We start from the raw sequence: 17,836 nt of genomic DNA, 5'->3' as shown, positions 1-17,836 counted from the left end.
CGCGTCGGCGGCGCCGCCGCGGCGCGACGGCGCACCGGTGGACTGCTGGTCGCGGTCGGAGCGGCCCGGGTTCAGCGGGTCGTACTCCTGATCGGGCCGGGGGGCGTAGCGGGGGGTGCGGAACTCACCGGTCGAGGGCCCCGTGCGCCGGGGACCGGACGCCTCGGACTCGTTCCACGAGGAGGCCTCCGGCCGGGCGCGGCGGCCGCGCGCGGGGCCGCCGCGCGGGTCGTAGTCGTGACCGCTGTCGCGGTCGGCACGTCCACGATAGGGATTTTCGGGGTAGTCATCCCTGTCGTTCATGATTCTCCCTGGCTGGAGCGGACGATCTCGCCCGGGGGCCGGCCTGTCGACCGTTCCTGGTCCAAGGCGCTCTGTAGGAGGACCGTGGCCGCCGCCTGGTCGATGACCGTACGGCGGGCACGTCCGCCCTTGGCGCCCTTCTTACTGAAGGAGGCTCCGGAGAGCAGATGTCCCTGCGCGGTCACCGTGGTGAGGCGTTCGTCGACCAAGCGGACGGGGACGGGGTGCAGGAGTCCGGCCAGCGCCGTCGCGAACTCCCGGGCCGACCGGGCGGCCGGCCCCTCCTCTCCTGACAGAGAGGCAGGGTAACCCACGATGACTTCCCGCGCCTCCTTCTCCAGTACCAGCAGGGCGATCCGGTTCTTGTCGCCCCTGCCGCGGGGGACCGTCTCCAGGGGGCTGGCGAGTGTACCGGAGGGGTCGCTGACGGCCACACCGATGCGAGCGTTGCCCGGGTCGACGGCCAGGCGGACACCGTTCCTCACGAGGAGCGCCCCCCGGCTCGGGGGAGGCGGCACGGGCGGGCCGTCCCGGTACGGGTACGGCACCGCGATGGGAAAATCCTCGACACGGTGGTCCTGTTCGTCAGGTGGATCGCGGGAAGGTTCCGCGCAGACAGCCGTGTGATCGGCTGTGACGCGCCACAGTATGCCCGATTCGATGACCGCACGCAGCCCGGGTCACACGGAGTGGGCGCCGGTTCACGGTCCGGGCGTTCGGTCCGCCGCTGCACGGGATGCGGGGCGGCCGTGGAGGCCGCATCCGAGTCTAAGTCACACGAATCCCCCATCACGGCGTCCGATCGCACGCACACGACCGGGGCCGGGCGCGCGGACGACCCCGTTCGCCCGAATCATCACAGGTCGTGATACTACCCGGCGTTGTATGTCACGGTACGTAACCACGCCCGTGTTGCGAAGACCACGCCGGGGACGGCGACCGGGTGAGGGTCGCCGTCCCCGGCGTGCAGAGGGTGTCTAGGCGCTCGCGACGCGGGCCTCGACGGCGCGGAGGGCTTCGTCGACCTTGCTCGCGTCGGTGCCGCCGCCCTGGGCCATGTCGGGCTTGCCGCCGCCACCGCCGCCGAGCGCGCGGGCCGCCACGCCCACCAGGTCGCCGGCCTTGATCCCGGCCTTCTGCGCCGCCTTGTTCACCGCGATGACCACGACCGGACGGTCCTTGGGCACGGCGGTCAGCGCCACCACTGCGGGCTCGGCCTCGCCCAGGCGGCCGCGCACGTCGGCGGCCAGGGCGCGCAGTTCGTCGCCGCCGGTGCCCTCGGGGGCCTGTTCGGCCACGACCAGCGCCGGGCCGTGGCGGCGGGCCTTCTCCGCGATGGCACCCGCGGCCTGGAGGACCTGCGCGGCGCGCAGCTTCTCGATCTCCTTCTCCGCGGCGCGCAGCCGGGAGATCACGGCGTCGATGCGCTCGGGCAGTTCCTCGCGCGGCGCCTTGAGCTGCTCGGACAGGCGACCGACCAGCGCCGACTCCTTGGACAGGCGCTTGAACGCGTCCACACCGACCGCCGCCTCGACCCGGCGCACGCCGGAACCGATGGAGGACTCGCCCAGGAGCTTGACGATGCCCAGCCGCGCGGTGGAGGGCACGTGGGTGCCGCCGCACAGCTCGACGGAGTAGTCGCTCATCTCCACGACGCGGACGCGGTCGCCGTACTTCTCGCCGAACATGGCCAGGGCGCCCATCTTGAGGGCCTCGTCCAGGCTCTTCTCCTCGGTGCGCACCGCGATGTCGCCGGACAGGACGGTGTTGACCTCCTCCTCGACCTCGGACAGCCGGGACTCGCCCAGGGCGTTGTCGGCCGTGAAGTCGAAGCGCAGGCGGCCCGGGCTGTTCTCCGAACCGGCCTGGCCCGCCGAGGGGCCCAGCGCGTTGCGCAGCGCCGAGTGGATGAGGTGGGTGGCCGAGTGGGAGCGCTCGATGGCGTGCCGGCGGCCGCCGTCGATCGCCGCGTGCACGGTGTCGTCCACGGTGATCTCGCCCGAGCGGACGGTGCCCCGGTGGACGAACAGGCCGGGCAGGGGCTTCTGGACGTCCTCGACGTCGACGATCCCGCGCCCGTCGACGGTGAGCGTGCCGGTGTCGGCCAGCTGGCCGCCGCTCTCGGCGTAGAACGGGGTGCGGTCCAGGACGACCTCGACCTTCTCCCCCTGGCGTGCGGCGGGCGAGGAGACCCCGCCGACCACGATGCCCTTGACCGTCGACTCGCTCTGGGCGTCGGTGTAGCCGAGGAAGTCGGTGGTGCCCGCGCCTTCGAGCAGCTGCGCGTACAGGGAGATGTCCGCGTTGCCGAGCTTCTTGGACTTGGCGTCGGCCTTGGCGGTGTCCTTCTGCCGCTGCATGAGCTCGCGGAAGGACGTCTCGTCCACGGTCAGGCCCTGCTCGGCCGCCATCTCCAGGGTGAGGTCGATGGGGAAGCCGTAGGTGTCGTGGAGCTGGAAGGCGTCGGAGCCGGAGAAGACGGTGCCGCCCGCGTGCCGGGTGCGCTCGGCCGCCCGGGAGAACAGGGCGGTGCCCGCGCGCAGGGTGTCGGCGAAGTTCTTCTCCTCGGTGTCGATGACACCGTGGATGACGTCGGCCTTGTCGAGCAGGTCGGGGTAGATGTCCTTCATCGCGTCGATGCTGACCGCGGTGAGGTCGTGCATGTACCCGGTGTCGGTGCCCGAGAGCAGGCGCATGTTGCGGATGGAGCGGCGCAGGATGCGGCGCAGGACGTAGCCCGCCTTCTCGTTGCCGGGCTTGACGCCGTCGCCGACCAGCATGACGGCGCTGCGGACGTGGTCGGCGACCACGCGCAGCAGGACGTCCTTCTCGTGGTCGTCGCCGTAGCGGACCCCGGCCAGCTCGGCGGCGCGGTGCAGGACGCGGCCGATGATGTCGGTCTCGTAGATGTTGTCGACGCCCTGTAGGACAGCGGCCAGGCGCTCCAGGCCCATGCCGGTGTCGATGTTCTTCTTGGGCAGCTCGCCGAGGATCGGGAAGCCGGACTTGTCGCCGCCCTCACCCCGCTCGTACTGCATGAAGACGAGGTTCCAGATCTCGATGTAGCGGTTCTCGTCCGCCTCGGGGCCGCCCTCGGCGCCGTACTCGGGGCCGCGGTCGTAGAAGATCTCGGAGCAGGGGCCGCAGGGGCCGGGGACGCCCATCGACCAGTAGTTCTCCTCCATCCCCATGCGCTGGATGCGCTCGGGGCGCACGCCCACCTTGTCGCGCCAGATCGATTCGGCCTCGTCGTCGTCGAGGTAGACGGTCACCCACAGCTTCTCGGGGTCGATGCCGAAGCCGCCCTCGGCCACCGGGGTGGTGACCAGCTCCCACGCCAGCGGGATCGCCTGCTCCTTGAAGTAGGCGCCGAAGGAGAAATTGCCGAGCATCTGGAAGAAGGTGGCGTGCCGGGAGGTCTTGCCCACCTCCTCGATGTCCTTGGTGCGGATGCACTTCTGGACGCTGGTGGCGGTCTCGTACGGCGGAGTGCGCTGGCCCAGGAAGTAGGGCTTGAAGGGGACCATGCCTGCGGGCACCAGCAGCAGCGTGGGGTCTTCGGCGATGAGGCTTGCCGAGGGCACCACGGTGTGTCCGTTCTTCTCGAAGAAACTGAGGAAGCGGCGCGCGATCTCTGCCGTCTCCATTGATGCCCTCCTGTGCTCGGCTCCGCCGCCCTCGGCGGGCCCGTCCCTGCCCGGGACCTGATTGCGCGTGGTCGAACGGTGGCCCCATGGTAGGGGGACGACCACACGGATGCCTGTGGTTTTCTCCTGCGCGGCCGACCCCGGCGGGGGCGGCCGATCCGGGCCCCGTCCTGTTGACGACAATGCCGGGACCTCGGTTGTTCCAAGGCTATCGCCGTCGGGCACCGGGAGGCGCCGGGTCGGCGGGACCCGTGCGGGGTCGGCGCCGCCCGGCGCCTCCCGGAAGCGCTCATGCGCCCGGGTAGGGCGGCTGCGGGTATCCGTACGGCGGGTGCCCCGGGACGGGGCCCGGGAGCGGGGCCGCCTCGTTGCGGTAGAACCGGGCGCTGGCCGGGACGCAGATGAGGATGATGTTGGCGATGGTGAAGATGTTGGCCATGCGCCGGAAGCTGTCCGCGGTGGGTGGTTCTGCGGATGTCGAGGACGCCCCCACGGCGGCGAGGAACATGTACGCGAGCGCCAGGATGTGGAAGCCCAGGATGGTCCAGCGGACCGCCGGGTGGCGGCGCCCGGCCAGGATCGCGAGCACCAGGGAACCGACACCGTAGGTGCCGAAGATGCCCAGGCCGAGGACGATGCCGAGGGGGTCCTCGCGCCCGATGACGACGGAGAAGGCGGCGGCGAACAGCAGGCCGAACGCGGCGCCGATGAACATCAGCACCCGGACGGTGATGACCGTGCCCGGCATGCGCGGGGGTCCGGGCGCGTACACCGGGGGCGGGTGGCCGTGGCCGTCCGCCGGGTAGGGCGCGTACGGAGCGCCGGGATGGGTCGGATACGCGGGGGGCGCGGCACCGTGGCCCGACGACGGGTACGGGGCGGGCACCACCGGAGGGGACCCGTACACCGAGGACCCGGAATCATGACCCGACCCCGGACCGGACACGGACGGATACGCGGCAGGCGCGGCACCGTGGCCCGACGACGGGTACGGGGCGGGCACCACCGGAGGGGACCCGTACACCGAAGACCCGGAATCATGACCCGACCCCGGACCGGACACGGACGGATACGCGGCAGGCGCGGCACCGTGGGGCGGTGCGGGGCCGAACGCGGGCTGGGGGCCGGAGGCGGGCTGCCGTGGGGGGTCGGGGTTCATGCCGGGCCTTTCGGTGGTACCGGGTTCCGGATCCACACCCTACAGAGGGTTTCCGACAAGTCACGAAAAGCCCCTGTCAGGGGCGGTCCGCCCCCGTCTCCCGGGCCCGGCTCAGTCCCCGGGGAGGGCGCGGTCCTCTCCCGGGGGGAGGGTACGGGAGCGGCGGGGCGCGTAGGTGCGCAGCAGCTCCTCCTCCTGCTCGCGGACGGCCTCGGCCAGGTCCTCGTTCAGTTCGCGCAGCGCGCCCCGGTACTCGCCGACCCGGCCCTCCACCCGCTCGGCGATGCCGCCGGGGGTGAGCGCCCGCCGGGCCTGGTGGACACGGTGCACGGCGTAGCCACCCAGGGCGGCGCCCGCGGCGAGGTAGAGCAGTCGCCGGATCACCGGTTCTCCTTCCGGCGGCGGCCGCGCACGACCGCCAGGGCGCGGCGCTGGCCCAGGACCCGGCGGACCCCGTAGGACAGCGAGGCCGCCTTGACGAGCGGGCCGGTGACCACCGAGCGGGTCAGCGCGGTCATGGTGGCCACGTCCTCGGTGGTGGCCTGGGCGTTGGCGGTGATCTCCTCGACGCGCTCCAACGAGGTGTTGGCGCGTTCGACCGTGGCGGCGACGTCGTCCATCAGGGGCGGGGTGCGGTCGCCCAGTTCCGAGACGACCCTGGTCGCGGCGTTGATGAGCTTGATCAGTTTGACGAGCGCCACGCAGATGAACGTGGCCAGCACCGCCCAGACCACCGCGGCGACGAGCGCGGCGACCTCTCCTCCGGTAAGCATGCGGGCTCCGTAAGGCGGATAGGGGTTACTTCTGAGGGTCTGTGTGCGACGCTGCCCCCGCGCGTCGCGCCGGAGAGCGTCGGGGGCCGCCCGCCGTCGGCCGCGCTCCGGGGTGAGGGCGTCCGAACCGACGGGTTCCGGCCGACCATATCGCGTCGGGCAGACGGACGTGCGCGGGCCTCGCCGTGCGCGGCCCGACCGGCCGCCGGCCGGTGGCCGGTGCAGGACTCGGGCGTCGACTCCACTCCCCGTTTTCGGGAGAATGACCATGGAGCGGGATCTTCACTACGATGTCCGGACACTCCGCCGCCCCGTCGGCCCAGAAGCATCGCGACAGGACACCCATGAGCCCTCGTTCTCCCCGAGAGATCTCCGTACTGGTACCGGAGCACCTTCCCCCGCTGTATCCGGACGACCCGACGCGGATAGGCCCCTACCTCGTCCTCGGACGGCTGGGGCAGGGGGCGTCCGGAACGGTCTACGCCGCGGTGGACGCGGCCTCGCCCACCGCGGGCGAGCGGCTGGTCGCGGTGAAGGTCGTCAAGACCCCGGCCGGGGAGTCCGAACGCGAGGCGCTGGTGCGGCGGCTGACCGCGCTGGCGCAGGTGGACCCGGCGCGCGTGGTGGTACCCCTGGCGTTCGACGGCCGGGCCGACCGACCGTGGCTGGCGATGCCGTACATGGAGGGGCAGCGGCTCTCGCACTTCATCACCAGGCGCGGCGGCCTGGGCACCGGCAAGCTGCTGGCGCTGGCCGTGGGCCTGGCCGAGGGGTTGTCCGCGCTGCACGCCCGGGGCATCGCGCACGGGTCGCTCAACCACGAGCGGGTACTGCTGGAGTCGCACGGGCCGCACATCATGGACTGCGCGGTCGCCGACGCCCACACGAGCGGTTCGGGCGCCACGTGGCTGAGCCCGGAACGGTACCGGGGCGCGGCGGCCTCCCCCGCCGCCGATGTGTTCGCCTGGGGAGCGGTCACCGCCTACGCGGGCACCGGGCGGCTGCCGTTCGGCCCGGGTGAGCCCGAGGAGATCGCCGGGCGCGTCGCGGCCGGGGAGCACAACCTGACCGGGCTGCCCAAGGGGCTGGTGCCGCTGGTGTCCCGGTCCCTGGACCCCGATCCGGCCGCGCGGCCCAGCCTGCATGAGGTGATCGGCTCGGTCCTGGCCGTCTGGCAGCGGGAGAACGGCCGCGAGAGCTCCGGGCCCCCCGACCGCGAGGAGGTGGCCGTCCTGATGGAGCGCGAGTGGCGGGCGGTCGAGCCGGACCAGCGGGTGCCGAGGGTGATCCGGTTGGAGGGGCGTCCGCCGCGGCGGCGCTCCCAGCGGGTGCCGCTCATGGTGGGCGCCGGCGCGCTCGTCGCGGTGCTGGTGGGCGCGGGCGTATGGGGGGTGTCCCGGCTGGTGGGCCCCTCCGACGACGAGGCGCTGGTGGTCGACACCGCCGAGGAGGACGCCTCCCCCGCACCTTCCCCTGAGGAGGAGCCCCGGACGCTGGTGGTGCGGTTCGACCCCGCCGAGCAGGAGGACGTCGTGGAGGGGCCGTGGGTGTACACCCCGGTGGACCGCGAGGACGAACCGCAGCGCGGCCGGGGCGTGCCCACCCACCAGGACTGGGCGGCGGAGTGGGAGGAGGCCGGGGAACCGGCCGCCGCCGTGATCGACCCCGAGGCCGAGGTGCTGTGCGCCAAGTTCTGCGCCGCCCCCGACCACGTCTTCCTGGACGAGGAGGGGCGCGGCACCTGGGAACTGACCGGCCGGGACTTCATCGACTACCTGTCGTGGGGGCCGGTGGTGATCGTGGAGGTCACCTTCGCCGAGGAGGAGGCCGCCGAGGGTGAACCGCGGGAGATCGTCCAGGTCACCGAACTGTTCACCGACTAGTCGGTACCCTTTTCGGCCCTCCGTTCCGCCCGTCCGCCGCCCTCGACGAACGGCCCACGGCCACGAACCACCCGCTCACGGACGGCCTGCGGCCGGCGCCCCCTCCCTTGGCCGTGCTCGGGCACCCGGGGAACGGGAACCCTCGGCCCCACACCCACATCCCCGCCCGCCCGTCGCCGCCCGCCGCCCTCGACGAACGGCCTGCGGCCACCGGCCGTTCCTCGAAGACGTCCGCTTCGGACCTCCAGCACCCCGTGGACGCCCTGGCCCGGGTCGGATCAGGGGTCCTGGGCGTCGGGGCGGCCGCCGCGCAGGACTTCCTTGATGCGGCGCAGCACCTCCGAGACACGGCGTTCGGCGCCGTGCTCGGTGGGGCGGTAGTACTCGCGGCCCACCAGGCCCTCGGGGGCGTGGACCTGGGGGGCGACACCGCCGGGGTGGTCGTGGGCGTAGAGGTAGCCCTTGCCGTGGCCCAGCTCCTTGGACCCCTTGGAGTGGCCGTCGCGCAGGTGGCGCGGGACCGGCCCGGCCCGCCCGGCGCGGACGTCGGCGATGGCCTCTCCGATGGCGCTGATCACCGCATTGGACTTGGGCGCCACACTGATGTGGATGACGGCCTGGGCCAGGTTGATGCGCGCCTCGGGCATACCGACGAGCTCGACCGCCTGCGCGGCGGCGACGGCCGTCTGGAGCGCGGTGGGATCGGCCATGCCGACGTCCTCGCTGGCGTGCACGACGATGCGGCGGGCGATGAACCGGGGGTCCTCCCCCGCCTCGATCATGCGGGCCAGGTAGTGCAGGGCGGCGTCGGGGTCGCTGCCGCGCATGCTCTTGATGAACGCGCTGACGACGTCGTAGTGCTGGTCCCCGGAGCGGTCGTAGCGCACGGCGTGGCGGTCCACGGCCCGTTCGAGGTGGGCGGCGGTGATCTCGACCGGCTCGGCGGCGGGCGGACCGGCCACCAGGGCCGCGGCCTCCAGGTAGGTGAGGGAGCGGCGGCCGTCGCCGCCGGCCAGCCGGACCAGGTCGTCGGCGGCCTCGCCGGTGAGTGTGTAGCGCCCGGCCAGGCCGCGCTCGTCGGCGAGCGCCCGCTCCAGCAGGGTGTGCACGTCCGCGTCGTCCAGGGACTCCAGGGTGAGCAGCAGGGAGCGGGACAGCAGCGGGCCGACCACGGAGAAGAAGGGGTTCTCGGTGGTCGCGCCGATGAAACTGACCCACCGGTTCTCCACGGCGGGCAGCAGCGCGTCCTGCTGGGTCTTGTTGAACCGGTGGACCTCGTCGACGAACAGCAGGGTGCGGGTGCCGTTCATGCCCATCCGGCGGCGGGCCTCCTCGATGACCGCACGCACGTCCTTGACCCCGGCGCTGACCGCGGACAGCTCCACGAAACGGCGCTTGGTGGCCCTGCTGACCACGGTGGCCAGGGTGGTCTTGCCCGTCCCGGGCGGGCCCCACAGGAACACGGACATGGGTGCGTCGTCCTCGACCAGGCGGCGCAGCGGGCTGCCCTCGCCCAACAGGTGGCCCTGGCCCATCACCTCGTCAAGGGTGCGCGGCCGCATGCGCACGGCCAGCGGTTCCTGCCCCTTGGCCGCCTCGGCCCCGGCATCGTCGAACAGAGTTGCAGACACCCGTCCAGGGTAGGCGGTGGCGGTGACGTTCGCGGCCGGTACGGCGCCGCGGCCCGGGAGCCGCCCTCAGGCGGCCGGGCGGCGCATCCGGGCGACGAGGAGGGCGATGTCGTCGCCGCGCCCGGCGGGGGCCATCTCGGCCAGGACGTGGGCGGCGCCCTCGGGGTCCTCGCAGTGCTCGACCAGGGCGGCGCCGACCTTGTCCAGGCCGACCTCCATGAGCACGTCGGTGCTCTCCACCAGCCCGTCCGTGCACAGCAGCAAAGTGGTGCCCGGGTCCAGGACCCGTGCGGTGACCGGGTAGACCGTGTCGGGCAGCACGCCCAGCGGCGGCCCGGTCTCGGGTCCCCACACCTCGTAGCCGTCGGGGCCGGCCAGGATGGCCGGCGGCTGCCCCGCCCAGGCGGCCTGCATGGCGCCGGTGGCCCGCTCCAGGACCAGGTAGCCGCAGGTGGCGAAGACGATCTCGCCGGTGTCGGTGAGCAGCCGGTTGGTCTCGCCCAGGACCACGCCGGGGTCGGACTGGTTGCTGGCGTAGGCGCGGAAGGCGGCTCGGATCTGGCCCATGGCGGCGGCCGCCTCCACACCGTGGCCCTGCACGTCGCCGACCAGCAGGCCGACCCGGCCCTCGGGCAGTTCGACGACGTCGTAGAAGTCGCCGCAGATGCGCCAGTCCGCCCGGGAGGGCAGGTACTTGGTGGCGATGTCCAGGTCGGGGAAGCTGGCGACCTCGCGGGGAAGCATGCGCCGCTGCACGGCGTCGGCCAGCTCCAGCTCGGCCTGCTGGGCCTTGATGCGCTGGAGCGCCTGGCCGGCCAGCCCGGCGAAGGTGAGCATGAGGGCGCGCTCGTCGCGGCTGGCGTGGTGGGGGCGGTCCCACACCATCTGCCAGACGCCCAGGGCGACCTTGCCGTCGCCGAAGATCGGCACGGTCGCCCAGGCCTGGGACTTGGAGTCGTTGCGGCGCATGAGGTCGGCGGCGGCGGGGAAGCGGCTGACCACCTCGGAGCGGCTCTCGAAGAAGCGGGGCTGGCGGTCCTGGATGACGGCGCCCATGGGGAAGTCGGTGTCGTAGGCGCTGCGGCCGTCGATGAGGGCGTTGTTGCCGCGGCCGCGGGCTCCGGGCGAGGTGCGCAGCATCCCGTTCTCCACGTACATGGCGGTGGCCTTGTAACCGCCGAAGATCGGCAGGAACTCCTCGCTGAGCAGGTCCATGACCTTGTCGACGGTGGTGGCCGAGACGAGCTTGGACGACAGCTCGGTGACCAGGCGGCCGTGCTCGGCCTCGGTGCGGCGGCGGTCGGCCAGGCGGCGCACCAGCTGGACGTGCTCGGTGACGTCGTCGACGATGCCGACGAGGCGGTCGGGCTCGCCCGGCACGAACCGGGCGCGCACGTGCAGGGAGCGCTCGTCGCCGAGGCGGTCGAAGACCCGGAAGCGCTGCTCGTAGTCGCGTCCGGCGAAGGAGGCGGCCATGGCGTCGCGGACCCGGGCGATGTCGTCGGGGTGGACGCGCTCCAGGATGCGGTCCAGCTCGCGGTCCTCCCCGGCCAGCAGCGAGCCGAGCGGGGTGGGGCCGAAGAGTTCGTGCAGTCGGCCGCTGCCCAGGTCCAGGCTCCACAGGACGGAGTCGGAGTTGTCGGTGCGCAGCTCACCGATGACCCGCAGGTCGGTCTCCTCGGTGGACAGCACGTGTACGAGCACCACGGCGGACCCGGCGTCCACCGGCAGTACCTCGGCCTCGGCCAGGCGGGCGGCCTTGGCGGTGACGGAGATCCGCAGGCGGCGGAGCGGTCGGCCGTTCGGGGACGTGCGGTGGGTCAGGGACTCCTGGTGGAAGCGGGCGGCGCGGCCGTCGTCCCCGTCGAGCAGGTCGTACCAGCGACGGCCCGCCAGGTCGTCGGCCGCACGGTCGACGAGTGCGCGGAAGGCGTGGTTGGCGTGGCGGATCGAGCCATCGGCCGCGGTGAGCACCATGGGCTCGGGCGCGTGCAGGAACGCCCCGGCCAGCGCGCCCTCCGCACCACCACCTACAGCACGTTCTTCGTTCACGGACTCAATCCTCATGTCGTCTCGGACGTCACACCCGTGCCCGGGCACGGTCACCCCTGCGGACATTCCGATTCGGCTCATTCTAGTGTCGGGGGCGGGGCGGTATCCGGGGAGCGCACTGGAGGCGGCCGGCTCCGCCGCCCGCCCGCACCACCCGTGCGACCTCGTGCGGCACGGGTCGGCACGGTCCACCGGCATGGGGGTGTTCGGCGTACACGGGCCCACGGGCCGGCGGGGCCGACCCCGGTGCACAAATCGTTACGCTCGCGTGACTCGGTGGCGCAGAAGGCACTCCACCACCATTTCCGCCCACCGATGCGACGAGACCCCCGTCGTACCGCGCGACCACTCCCGAGGACGCCGGCACTTGGTGGTGGGGAAGGGTGATTCGCCCCCAACCGTAGGGGATGCGAAGGCCGGGCGCATCCACAGGAGTCACACGAGGCCATGTTCGGCCAGGTTTTTCCAGGAAAGCCGAGGAATTCCATCACATAGGTCACCTATGACCGTTTTGTGGAGCTCCCGAAAGTATCGGGCGGTCGCGGGACGGGCGGCGCGGCAAGGGTCGCGGGCACCGCCCCGCTCCCGGGCGAATGCACAGGTCGGCCGCCTGCCCCCGGCCCGGGCCGCCTCGGCGAATCCCGGAATTCACGGCCGGCCCGTGCAGCGGACCCCGAAGTGGAACCGTGTCGCACACGGCCCCTTTCAAAAGGGCGGCGGGTTCGCGTGCCCACCCGAAAAGAACGGGGGCGGCGCGCCGACGCGCACCGCCCCCGCGAACCCGGTCACCGGGTTCAGGCCTGCTCGGTCTCCTCGGCCTCCGGGTCGACGTCCACCCCGGCCTCGGCCCGCTGTTCCGCGGTGATCGGCGTCGGGGCGCCGGTCAGCGGGTCGCCGCCGGAAGCGGTCTTGGGGAACGCGATGACCTCGCGGATCGTCGGCTGCCCGGCGAGCAGCATGATGATCCGGTCCCAGCCCACGGCCAGACCGCCGTGCGGCGGCGGGCCGAACTTGAACGCCTCCAGCAGGAAGCCGAACTTGGACTCGGCCTCCTCCTTGCTCAGGCCGATCGTGTCGAAGACGCGCTGCTGCATCTCGGCCCGGTGGATACGGATCGAGCCGGAGACCAGCTCGTAGCCGTTGAGCACCAGGTCGAAGGCGCGCGAGTTCGTCGTGCCCGGGTGGTCCTGGAAGTCGTCGGCGTCCTCGACGGCCGGGGCGGTGAACGGGTGGTGCACCGGCTTCCAGGAGCCCTCCTCGTCGGCCTCCTCGAACAGCGGCATGTCGGTGATCCAGAGGATCTCCCAGCGGGACTCGTCGATCAGGCCGCAGCGGCGGCCGATCTCCAGGCGGGCCGCGCCCAGCAGTTCCTGGGCCTCGAACCGCTTGCCCGCGGCGAAGAACACCGCGTCGCCCGGGACGGCGCCGACCTTCGCGGCCAGGCCCTCCCGCTCGGCGTCCGACAGGTTCTTGGCCACCGGGCCGCCCAGGGTGCCGTCCTCCTGGACCAGCACGTAGGCCAGGCCCCTGGCCCCGCGCGAGCGCGCCCAGTCCTGCCAGGCGTCCAGCTCCTTGCGGGTCTGGGACGCGCCGCCCGGCATGACCACGGCGCCCACGTACGGGGCCTGGAACACCCGGAAGGTGGTGTCGGCGAAGTAGCCGGTCATCTCGACCAGCTCCTGGCCGAATCGCAGGTCGGGCTTGTCGGAGCCGAACCGGTCCATGGCCTCGGCGAAGCGCATCCGCGGGAAGTGCTCGGGCAGCTCGATGCCGCGCACCTCGCGCAGCAGCCGGGTGAACAGCTGCTCGCCGACGGCGAAGATGTCCTCCTCGTCGACGAAGCTCATCTCCAGGTCGATCTGGGTGAACTCCGGCTGGCGGTCGGCACGCAGGTCCTCGTCGCGGAAGCAGCGGGTGAGCTGGTAGTAGCGCTCCATGCCGCCGACCATGAGCAGCTGCTTGAACAGCTGCGGCGACTGCGGGAGTGCGTACCAGTGGCCCGGCTGGAGGCGGACCGGGACCAGGAAGTCGCGGGCGCCCTCCGGCGTGGAGCGCGTCATGTACGGGGTCTCGATGTAGGTGAACCCCAGGTCGCGCATGGTCTCGTGGGCGATGTAGGTCGCCTTGGAGCGGATGCGCAGGTTCTGGGCCATCTCCGAGCGCCGGATGTCCAGGTAGCGGTAGCGCAGCCGGGTCTCCTCGGCCACGTCGGAGGCGCTGTCGAGCTGGAAGGGCAGCGGGGCGGCCTCGCTGAGCACCTCGATCTCGTCGGCGACGACCTCGACGGCGCCGGTCGGGATGTCGGGGTTCTCGTTGCCCTCGGGGCGGACCCGGACCGAGCCGGTGACCTTGATGCAGTACTCCGCGCGCAGGTCGTGCGCGAGGTCGTCCTCGCGGACGACGACCTGGACCACGCCGGAGGCCTCGCGCAGGTCGAGGAAGACCACGCCACCGTGGTCGCGGCGGCGGGCCACCCAGCCGGCGAGCACGACGCTCTCACCGGCGTTCTCGGCGCGCAACGCACCTGCTTCATGCGTGCGTATCAACGAACTTCTCCTTCGACGTCTTCGAGTACGTGTCAAGTCTGCCCGACCTGCACCGGGGCACGGGTCGGCCCGGGGATTCCCGGCCCGGGCGCGGGCCGCGGACCGAACGGCGGATCAACCGGCGATATCGCGCAGGTACGGATTGGTGGCGCGCTCGCGGCCCACGGTGGTGGCCGGGCCGTGGCCCGGCAGGACGCGGGTGTCGTCGTCGGCGCCCAGCACGGCGGCGGCGAGGCTGCGCGTCATGGCGGCGGGGTCGCCCCCCGGGAAATCGGTGCGGCCGATGGAGCCGGCGAAGACCAGGTCGCCGGCGAACATCACCGGGACGCCGTCGTCGCTGCGGGTGGTGTAGACGACCGACCCGGGGGTGTGCCCCGGGGTGTGGGCGACCGTGTAGTCCACACCGCCCAGGGACAGGACCTCGCCGTCGGAGACCTCCACCACACGGGCGGGCTCGCGGTAGGGGCCCGGGCCCAGCAGGACGGCCAGCTGCGCGGCGAAGGCGCCGTCCACGCCCCGGCCCGGGTCGGTGAACAGGGCGCGGTCGGCCGCGTGCACGTACACCGGGATGCCGTGGGCGTCGGCGATCTCGGCCGCCGACCACACGTGGTCGAAGTGCCCGTGGGTGAGCAGGACCGCGACGGGGGTCAACCCGTGCTCGGCCAGGACCTTGGCGATGGGCTCGGCCGCGTCCTGCCCGGGGTCGACGACCACGCACTCACCGTTCGGAGCCGCCGCCGGGACGTAGCAGTTCGCGGCGAGGGGTCCGGTGGGTAGCGCGGCGATGAGCACGGCGGGTGGCGTCCTGTTCCTCGGTCGGGTGATGCGGCGGGTACCCAGAGCCTACCGACGTGAACGGGGCCGGGGCGACCGGAAGGGCACGCCCGTGCGCTCTTTTGATCACCATTCGATCACCGCACACGCCCGGACTCTTTGCCAAAGCGCGTGGTAATGCCATATTGGGCACCGTCCCGTGTGCACCGGGCCCCGACCTGCGCCTCTTCCGGAAAAGCGGGCCGTCGGTTCTCGGTTCCGGACCGGCACGACGGGGACACCGACGGCGGGCTCCGGAAATGCCCGCCCGGATGGATGAGACACGGCGCGCCGTCATCATCGAATCGGATGGATACCGTGGTCAGCACAGTGGTTTCCATCACGGATCGGCGAGGGACACCGCGACGACCAGAACCCGCTCTCCGCGGGTTCATGACAGCAGGAGGACACGGTGACCACGGACCCTTGGGGCCGCGTAGACGACGACGGCACGGTCTACGTGCGCACGAGCGAAGGCGAGCGGGTCGTCGGATCGTGGCAGGCCGGGGAGCCGGAGGAGGCCCTGGCCTTCTTCCGCCGCAAGTACGACTCCCTGGTCACCGAGGTTGAGCTGCTGGAGAAGCGGCTCAACACCACCGACCTGTCCGCCGCCGCCGCGATGTCGAACATCGACAAGCTGCGCTCGGCCGTACGGGAGGCGCACGCCGTCGGCGACCTGGACGCCCTCACCCGCCGGCTGGACGCGCTGGCCGAACGCGCCGAGACCCGCAAGGTCGAGCAGAAGCAGGCCCAGGAGCGGGCGCGCGGCGAGGCCCGGGAGATCAAGGAGCGCATCGTCGCCGAGGCGGAGCGGGTCGCCGTCGAGACGACGCACTGGAAGTCCGGCGGCGAGCGGATGCTCCAGCTGATCGAGGAGTGGAAGAAGGCCCCGCGGGCCGACCGTCCGACCGAGCAGGCGCTGTGGAAGCGCATGTCGGCGGCGCGCAACTCCTTCTCCAAGCGGCGCAAGGCGTACTTCGCCAATCTGGACCACGAGCGGGAGTCGGTGCGGTCCGAGAAGGAGCGCATCGTCGCCGAGGCCGAGTCCCTGTCCGGGTCCACCGAGTGGGGCGAGACCGCCCGCGCCTACCGCGACCTGATGCAGCAGTGGAAGCGGACCGGCCGTGCCGACCGGACCAGCGAGGACCGCCTGTGGGCCCGGTTCAAGGCCGCCCAGGACACGTTCTTCGACGCCCGCAACGCGGTCTTCGCCGAGCGGGACGCGGAGCTGCGGGTCAACGCCGACGCCAAGGAGAAGATCCTGGCCGAGGCGCAGACCGAGATCCGCGGGCTGATCTCGGACCCGCGCCGGGCCCGCGCCCGGCTGCGCGACTTCCAGGAGGCCTGGGAGGAGGCCGGGGAACTGCCGCGTGACGCGCGCGACCGGCTGGAGGGCTCCTTCCGCCAGATCGAGGACGAGGTGCGCCGCGCCGAGGAGTCGGAGTGGGAGCGCAAGAACCCCGAGGCCCAGGCCCGGGCGCGGGACACCGTGGCGCAGCTGTCCACGGCGATCGCCGACCTGGAGAAGAAGCTGGAGAAGGCGCGGGCGAACAACGACGCCCGTCGCATCAGGGAGGCCGAGGAGGCGCTGGAGGCCCGCCGCTCGTGGCTGGCCGAGGCGGAGAAGGCGCTCGGCGACCTGAGCTGAGCCCGACCCCGGTACGTGCGGGCGGGTCCGGTGTCCGAAAGGACGCGGGACCCGCCCTTTTGCGGCCAGGGCGTGTTCGGCGGATGCCTTCGAGCGGCTCGACGCTCGCGCCGGGTGCCGGGTGCCGGGAGCGGCCGCGAGGCGATCCCTCGCAGGACGACGGGCGCAGGTCGGCCCGGGGGGCGGTCACGTCCCCTGGAGCGGTATGACCTGCGTGCGACTGCGTCCTTGCAGGTCATCGCGATGCTGGCCGATGCCGGGCGGCCGCTGCGCGCCGGTGGGCCGTTGGCCGGGGTGGACGGGTCGCCGTATGCGGCCGCACGCCGCTCCGGAGGCCGCCGCCGACGCGCCCGTCAGGACGGAGCCGGAAAAGTCACACCACTCGGCGGGACACCATCCGGGGGATCGGCCGCCCGAGCGAAGGCGGCGCAGCGGGAGGCGGCCCCACGGCTCCGTGACGGTACCGCGCCGAAAACATCCACCGAGAGCAGCGACGGGCGCAGGTCGGCCCGGGAGCGACCGCCCGAGCGAAGGCGGCGCAGCGGGAGGCGGCCCCACGGCTCCGTGACGGTACCGCGCCGAAGGCGTCCGCCGAGGGCGGCGAAGGGCGGGCCCGGAGTGATCAGCCGGACACGCCCTGGCGGTGGGCGTCCAGCCGGTGGACGGTGGCCCCGGGGCGGGTGTCGCCGTCGGGCACCGGCTCGGGGTCGGGGTCGGGGGCCCCGGACGGTGCGGGTGCGGGCCGGGGACGGCGGGTGCGCAGGTAGAACACGGCGCCCCCACCGGCCAGGGCGAGCAGCCCGACCACCGCCGCGGTCACCCCGGCCCACAGCGGGAGCAGCGATCTGCGCACCTCGTGCTCCTGCGACGCGCAGGAGACGAGCACACCGTCCGCGCCGGAGCGCAGGCAGGCCGTGGCGACCGGGCGTCCCGCCCCCTCGGGAAGTGCCGTCAGTTCCCCGGTGACGGTGAACGAGGTCCGCTCCCCCGCCTCCAGCGGTCGGCTCCAGACGACGCGGCCACCGTCCACCTCGGCGCCCCGTGTCCCGGTGACGTAGCGCATCGTCGGGGGCAGGTGGTGGACGATCTCGGCCCCGGTCACCGCCCGGGCACCGGAGTTGCGGACGCCGATCGTGTACTCCACCCGGTCCCCCGGCGACAGCCTCTCGTGTTCGGCCGTCTTGTGGAGCGACACGTGCAGGGTCTCTGCGCCGGGGACCACCTCCCGGGGCTCCGCCGGGTCCGGCTCCTGGACTCCGGGTAAGGCGACGAGGGCCGCCAGGCCCAGTGCCGCCATCGCCGCGGCTACGGCCATGGTGCTTCCTCCGCGTACAGCACATTGCTATGTGTATTTACTTGATAACACGGAGTGTTCACTTTG

General features: G+C 72.7%; 12 protein-coding genes and 1 pseudogene. 2 read left to right on the top strand and 11 right to left on the bottom strand.

The window, feature by feature from the left end; translation table 11 throughout:
- From QJS33_RS10080 to QJS33_RS10055, 6 genes and pseudogenes are all read right to left on the bottom strand, one after another.
- Positions 1–303 (bottom strand): annotated as a pseudogene (locus QJS33_RS10080) (hypothetical protein); the annotation flags it as partial.
- Positions 300–788 (bottom strand): Holliday junction resolvase RuvX, encoded by a 489-nt coding sequence (ruvX, locus tag QJS33_RS10075; protein WP_306367622.1) that lies wholly within the window; start codon positions 786–788, stop codon positions 300–302. The gene ruvX and the pseudogene QJS33_RS10080, both read right to left, overlap by 4 nt.
- A 492-nt stretch (positions 789–1,280) precedes the next feature.
- Positions 1,281–3,950, bottom strand: a complete 2,670-nt coding sequence (gene alaS / locus QJS33_RS10070) for an alanine--tRNA ligase (protein ID WP_306367621.1) — start codon at positions 3,948–3,950, stop codon at positions 1,281–1,283.
- 289 nt (positions 3,951–4,239) lie between these two features.
- Positions 4,240–4,698, bottom strand: coding sequence for a hypothetical protein (locus QJS33_RS10065; RefSeq protein ID WP_306367620.1), 459 nt, complete (start codon positions 4,696–4,698; stop codon positions 4,240–4,242).
- A gap of 522 nt (positions 4,699–5,220) precedes the next feature.
- The gene (locus QJS33_RS10060; protein ID WP_306367619.1) at positions 5,221–5,493 is read right to left on the bottom strand and encodes a hypothetical protein; all 273 of its coding nucleotides are present in this window, start codon (positions 5,491–5,493) and stop codon (positions 5,221–5,223) included.
- Positions 5,490–5,882: a DUF948 domain-containing protein gene (locus QJS33_RS10055; protein ID WP_306367618.1), complete on the bottom strand. Its 393-nt coding sequence runs from the start codon at positions 5,880–5,882 to the stop codon at positions 5,490–5,492. Before QJS33_RS10055 ends, QJS33_RS10060 begins: the two co-directional genes overlap by 4 nt.
- 344 nt (positions 5,883–6,226) lie before the next feature.
- Between QJS33_RS10055 and QJS33_RS10050 the strand changes: the two genes are divergently transcribed.
- On the top strand, positions 6,227–7,765 hold the full coding sequence (locus tag QJS33_RS10050) for a serine/threonine-protein kinase (RefSeq protein ID WP_306367617.1): 1,539 nt from the start codon (positions 6,227–6,229) through the stop codon (positions 7,763–7,765).
- Positions 7,766–8,043: 278 nt separating this feature from the next.
- Here QJS33_RS10050 and QJS33_RS10045 read toward each other — a convergent pair whose 3' ends face one another.
- From QJS33_RS10045 to QJS33_RS10030, 4 genes are all read right to left on the bottom strand, one after another.
- Positions 8,044–9,396 (bottom strand): replication-associated recombination protein A, encoded by a 1,353-nt coding sequence (locus QJS33_RS10045; RefSeq protein WP_306367616.1) that lies wholly within the window; start codon positions 9,394–9,396, stop codon positions 8,044–8,046.
- A gap of 66 nt (positions 9,397–9,462) precedes the next feature.
- Positions 9,463–11,373: a SpoIIE family protein phosphatase gene (locus QJS33_RS10040; protein ID WP_372339628.1), complete on the bottom strand. Its 1,911-nt coding sequence runs from the start codon at positions 11,371–11,373 to the stop codon at positions 9,463–9,465.
- Between the two features lie 869 nt (positions 11,374–12,242).
- The gene (gene aspS, locus QJS33_RS10035) at positions 12,243–13,994 is read right to left on the bottom strand and encodes an aspartate--tRNA ligase (RefSeq protein WP_306367614.1); all 1,752 of its coding nucleotides are present in this window, start codon (positions 13,992–13,994) and stop codon (positions 12,243–12,245) included.
- Between the two features lie 114 nt (positions 13,995–14,108).
- Positions 14,109–14,786: an MBL fold metallo-hydrolase gene (locus QJS33_RS10030; protein WP_306367613.1), complete on the bottom strand. Its 678-nt coding sequence runs from the start codon at positions 14,784–14,786 to the stop codon at positions 14,109–14,111.
- 433 nt (positions 14,787–15,219) lie between these two features.
- On the opposite strand from QJS33_RS10030, the gene QJS33_RS10025 reads away from it, so the two are divergent.
- Complete coding sequence (locus tag QJS33_RS10025) at positions 15,220–16,455, top strand: DUF349 domain-containing protein (RefSeq protein ID WP_306367612.1); 1,236 nt, start codon at positions 15,220–15,222, stop codon at positions 16,453–16,455.
- A gap of 622 nt (positions 16,456–17,077) precedes the next feature.
- On the opposite strand, the gene QJS33_RS10020 is transcribed toward QJS33_RS10025, so the two are convergent.
- Positions 17,078–17,770, bottom strand: a complete 693-nt coding sequence (locus tag QJS33_RS10020) for a hypothetical protein (protein WP_306367611.1) — start codon at positions 17,768–17,770, stop codon at positions 17,078–17,080.
- Between the last annotated feature and the right edge of the window lie 66 nt (positions 17,771–17,836).

The sequence above is a fragment of the Nocardiopsis sp. CC223A genome, from assembly GCF_030766825.1.
Lineage (GTDB): Bacteria > Actinomycetota > Actinomycetes > Streptosporangiales > Streptosporangiaceae > Nocardiopsis.
The sequence above is the reverse complement of the archived record's forward strand: the minus strand, read 5'-3'. Positions and strand labels throughout refer to the sequence as shown.

Bases quoted from the DNA above. Each gene is read 5' to 3' on its own strand.
- alaS (WP_306367621.1), bottom strand. From the start codon at position 3,950: ATGGAGACGGCAGAGATCGCGCGCCGCTTCCTCAGTTTCTTCGAGAAG.
- QJS33_RS10065 (WP_306367620.1), bottom strand. From the start codon at position 4,698: ATGCCGGGCACGGTCATCACCGTCCGGGTGCTGATGTTCATCGGCGCC.
- QJS33_RS10055 (WP_306367618.1), bottom strand. From the start codon at position 5,882: ATGCTTACCGGAGGAGAGGTCGCCGCGCTCGTCGCCGCGGTGGTCTGG.
- QJS33_RS10050 (WP_306367617.1), top strand. From the start codon at position 6,227: ATGAGCCCTCGTTCTCCCCGAGAGATCTCCGTACTGGTACCGGAGCAC.
- QJS33_RS10040 (WP_372339628.1), bottom strand. From the start codon at position 11,373: ATGGTGCTCACCGCGGCCGATGGCTCGATCCGCCACGCCAACCACGCC.
- QJS33_RS10020 (WP_306367611.1), bottom strand. From the start codon at position 17,770: ATGGCCGTAGCCGCGGCGATGGCGGCACTGGGCCTGGCGGCCCTCGTC.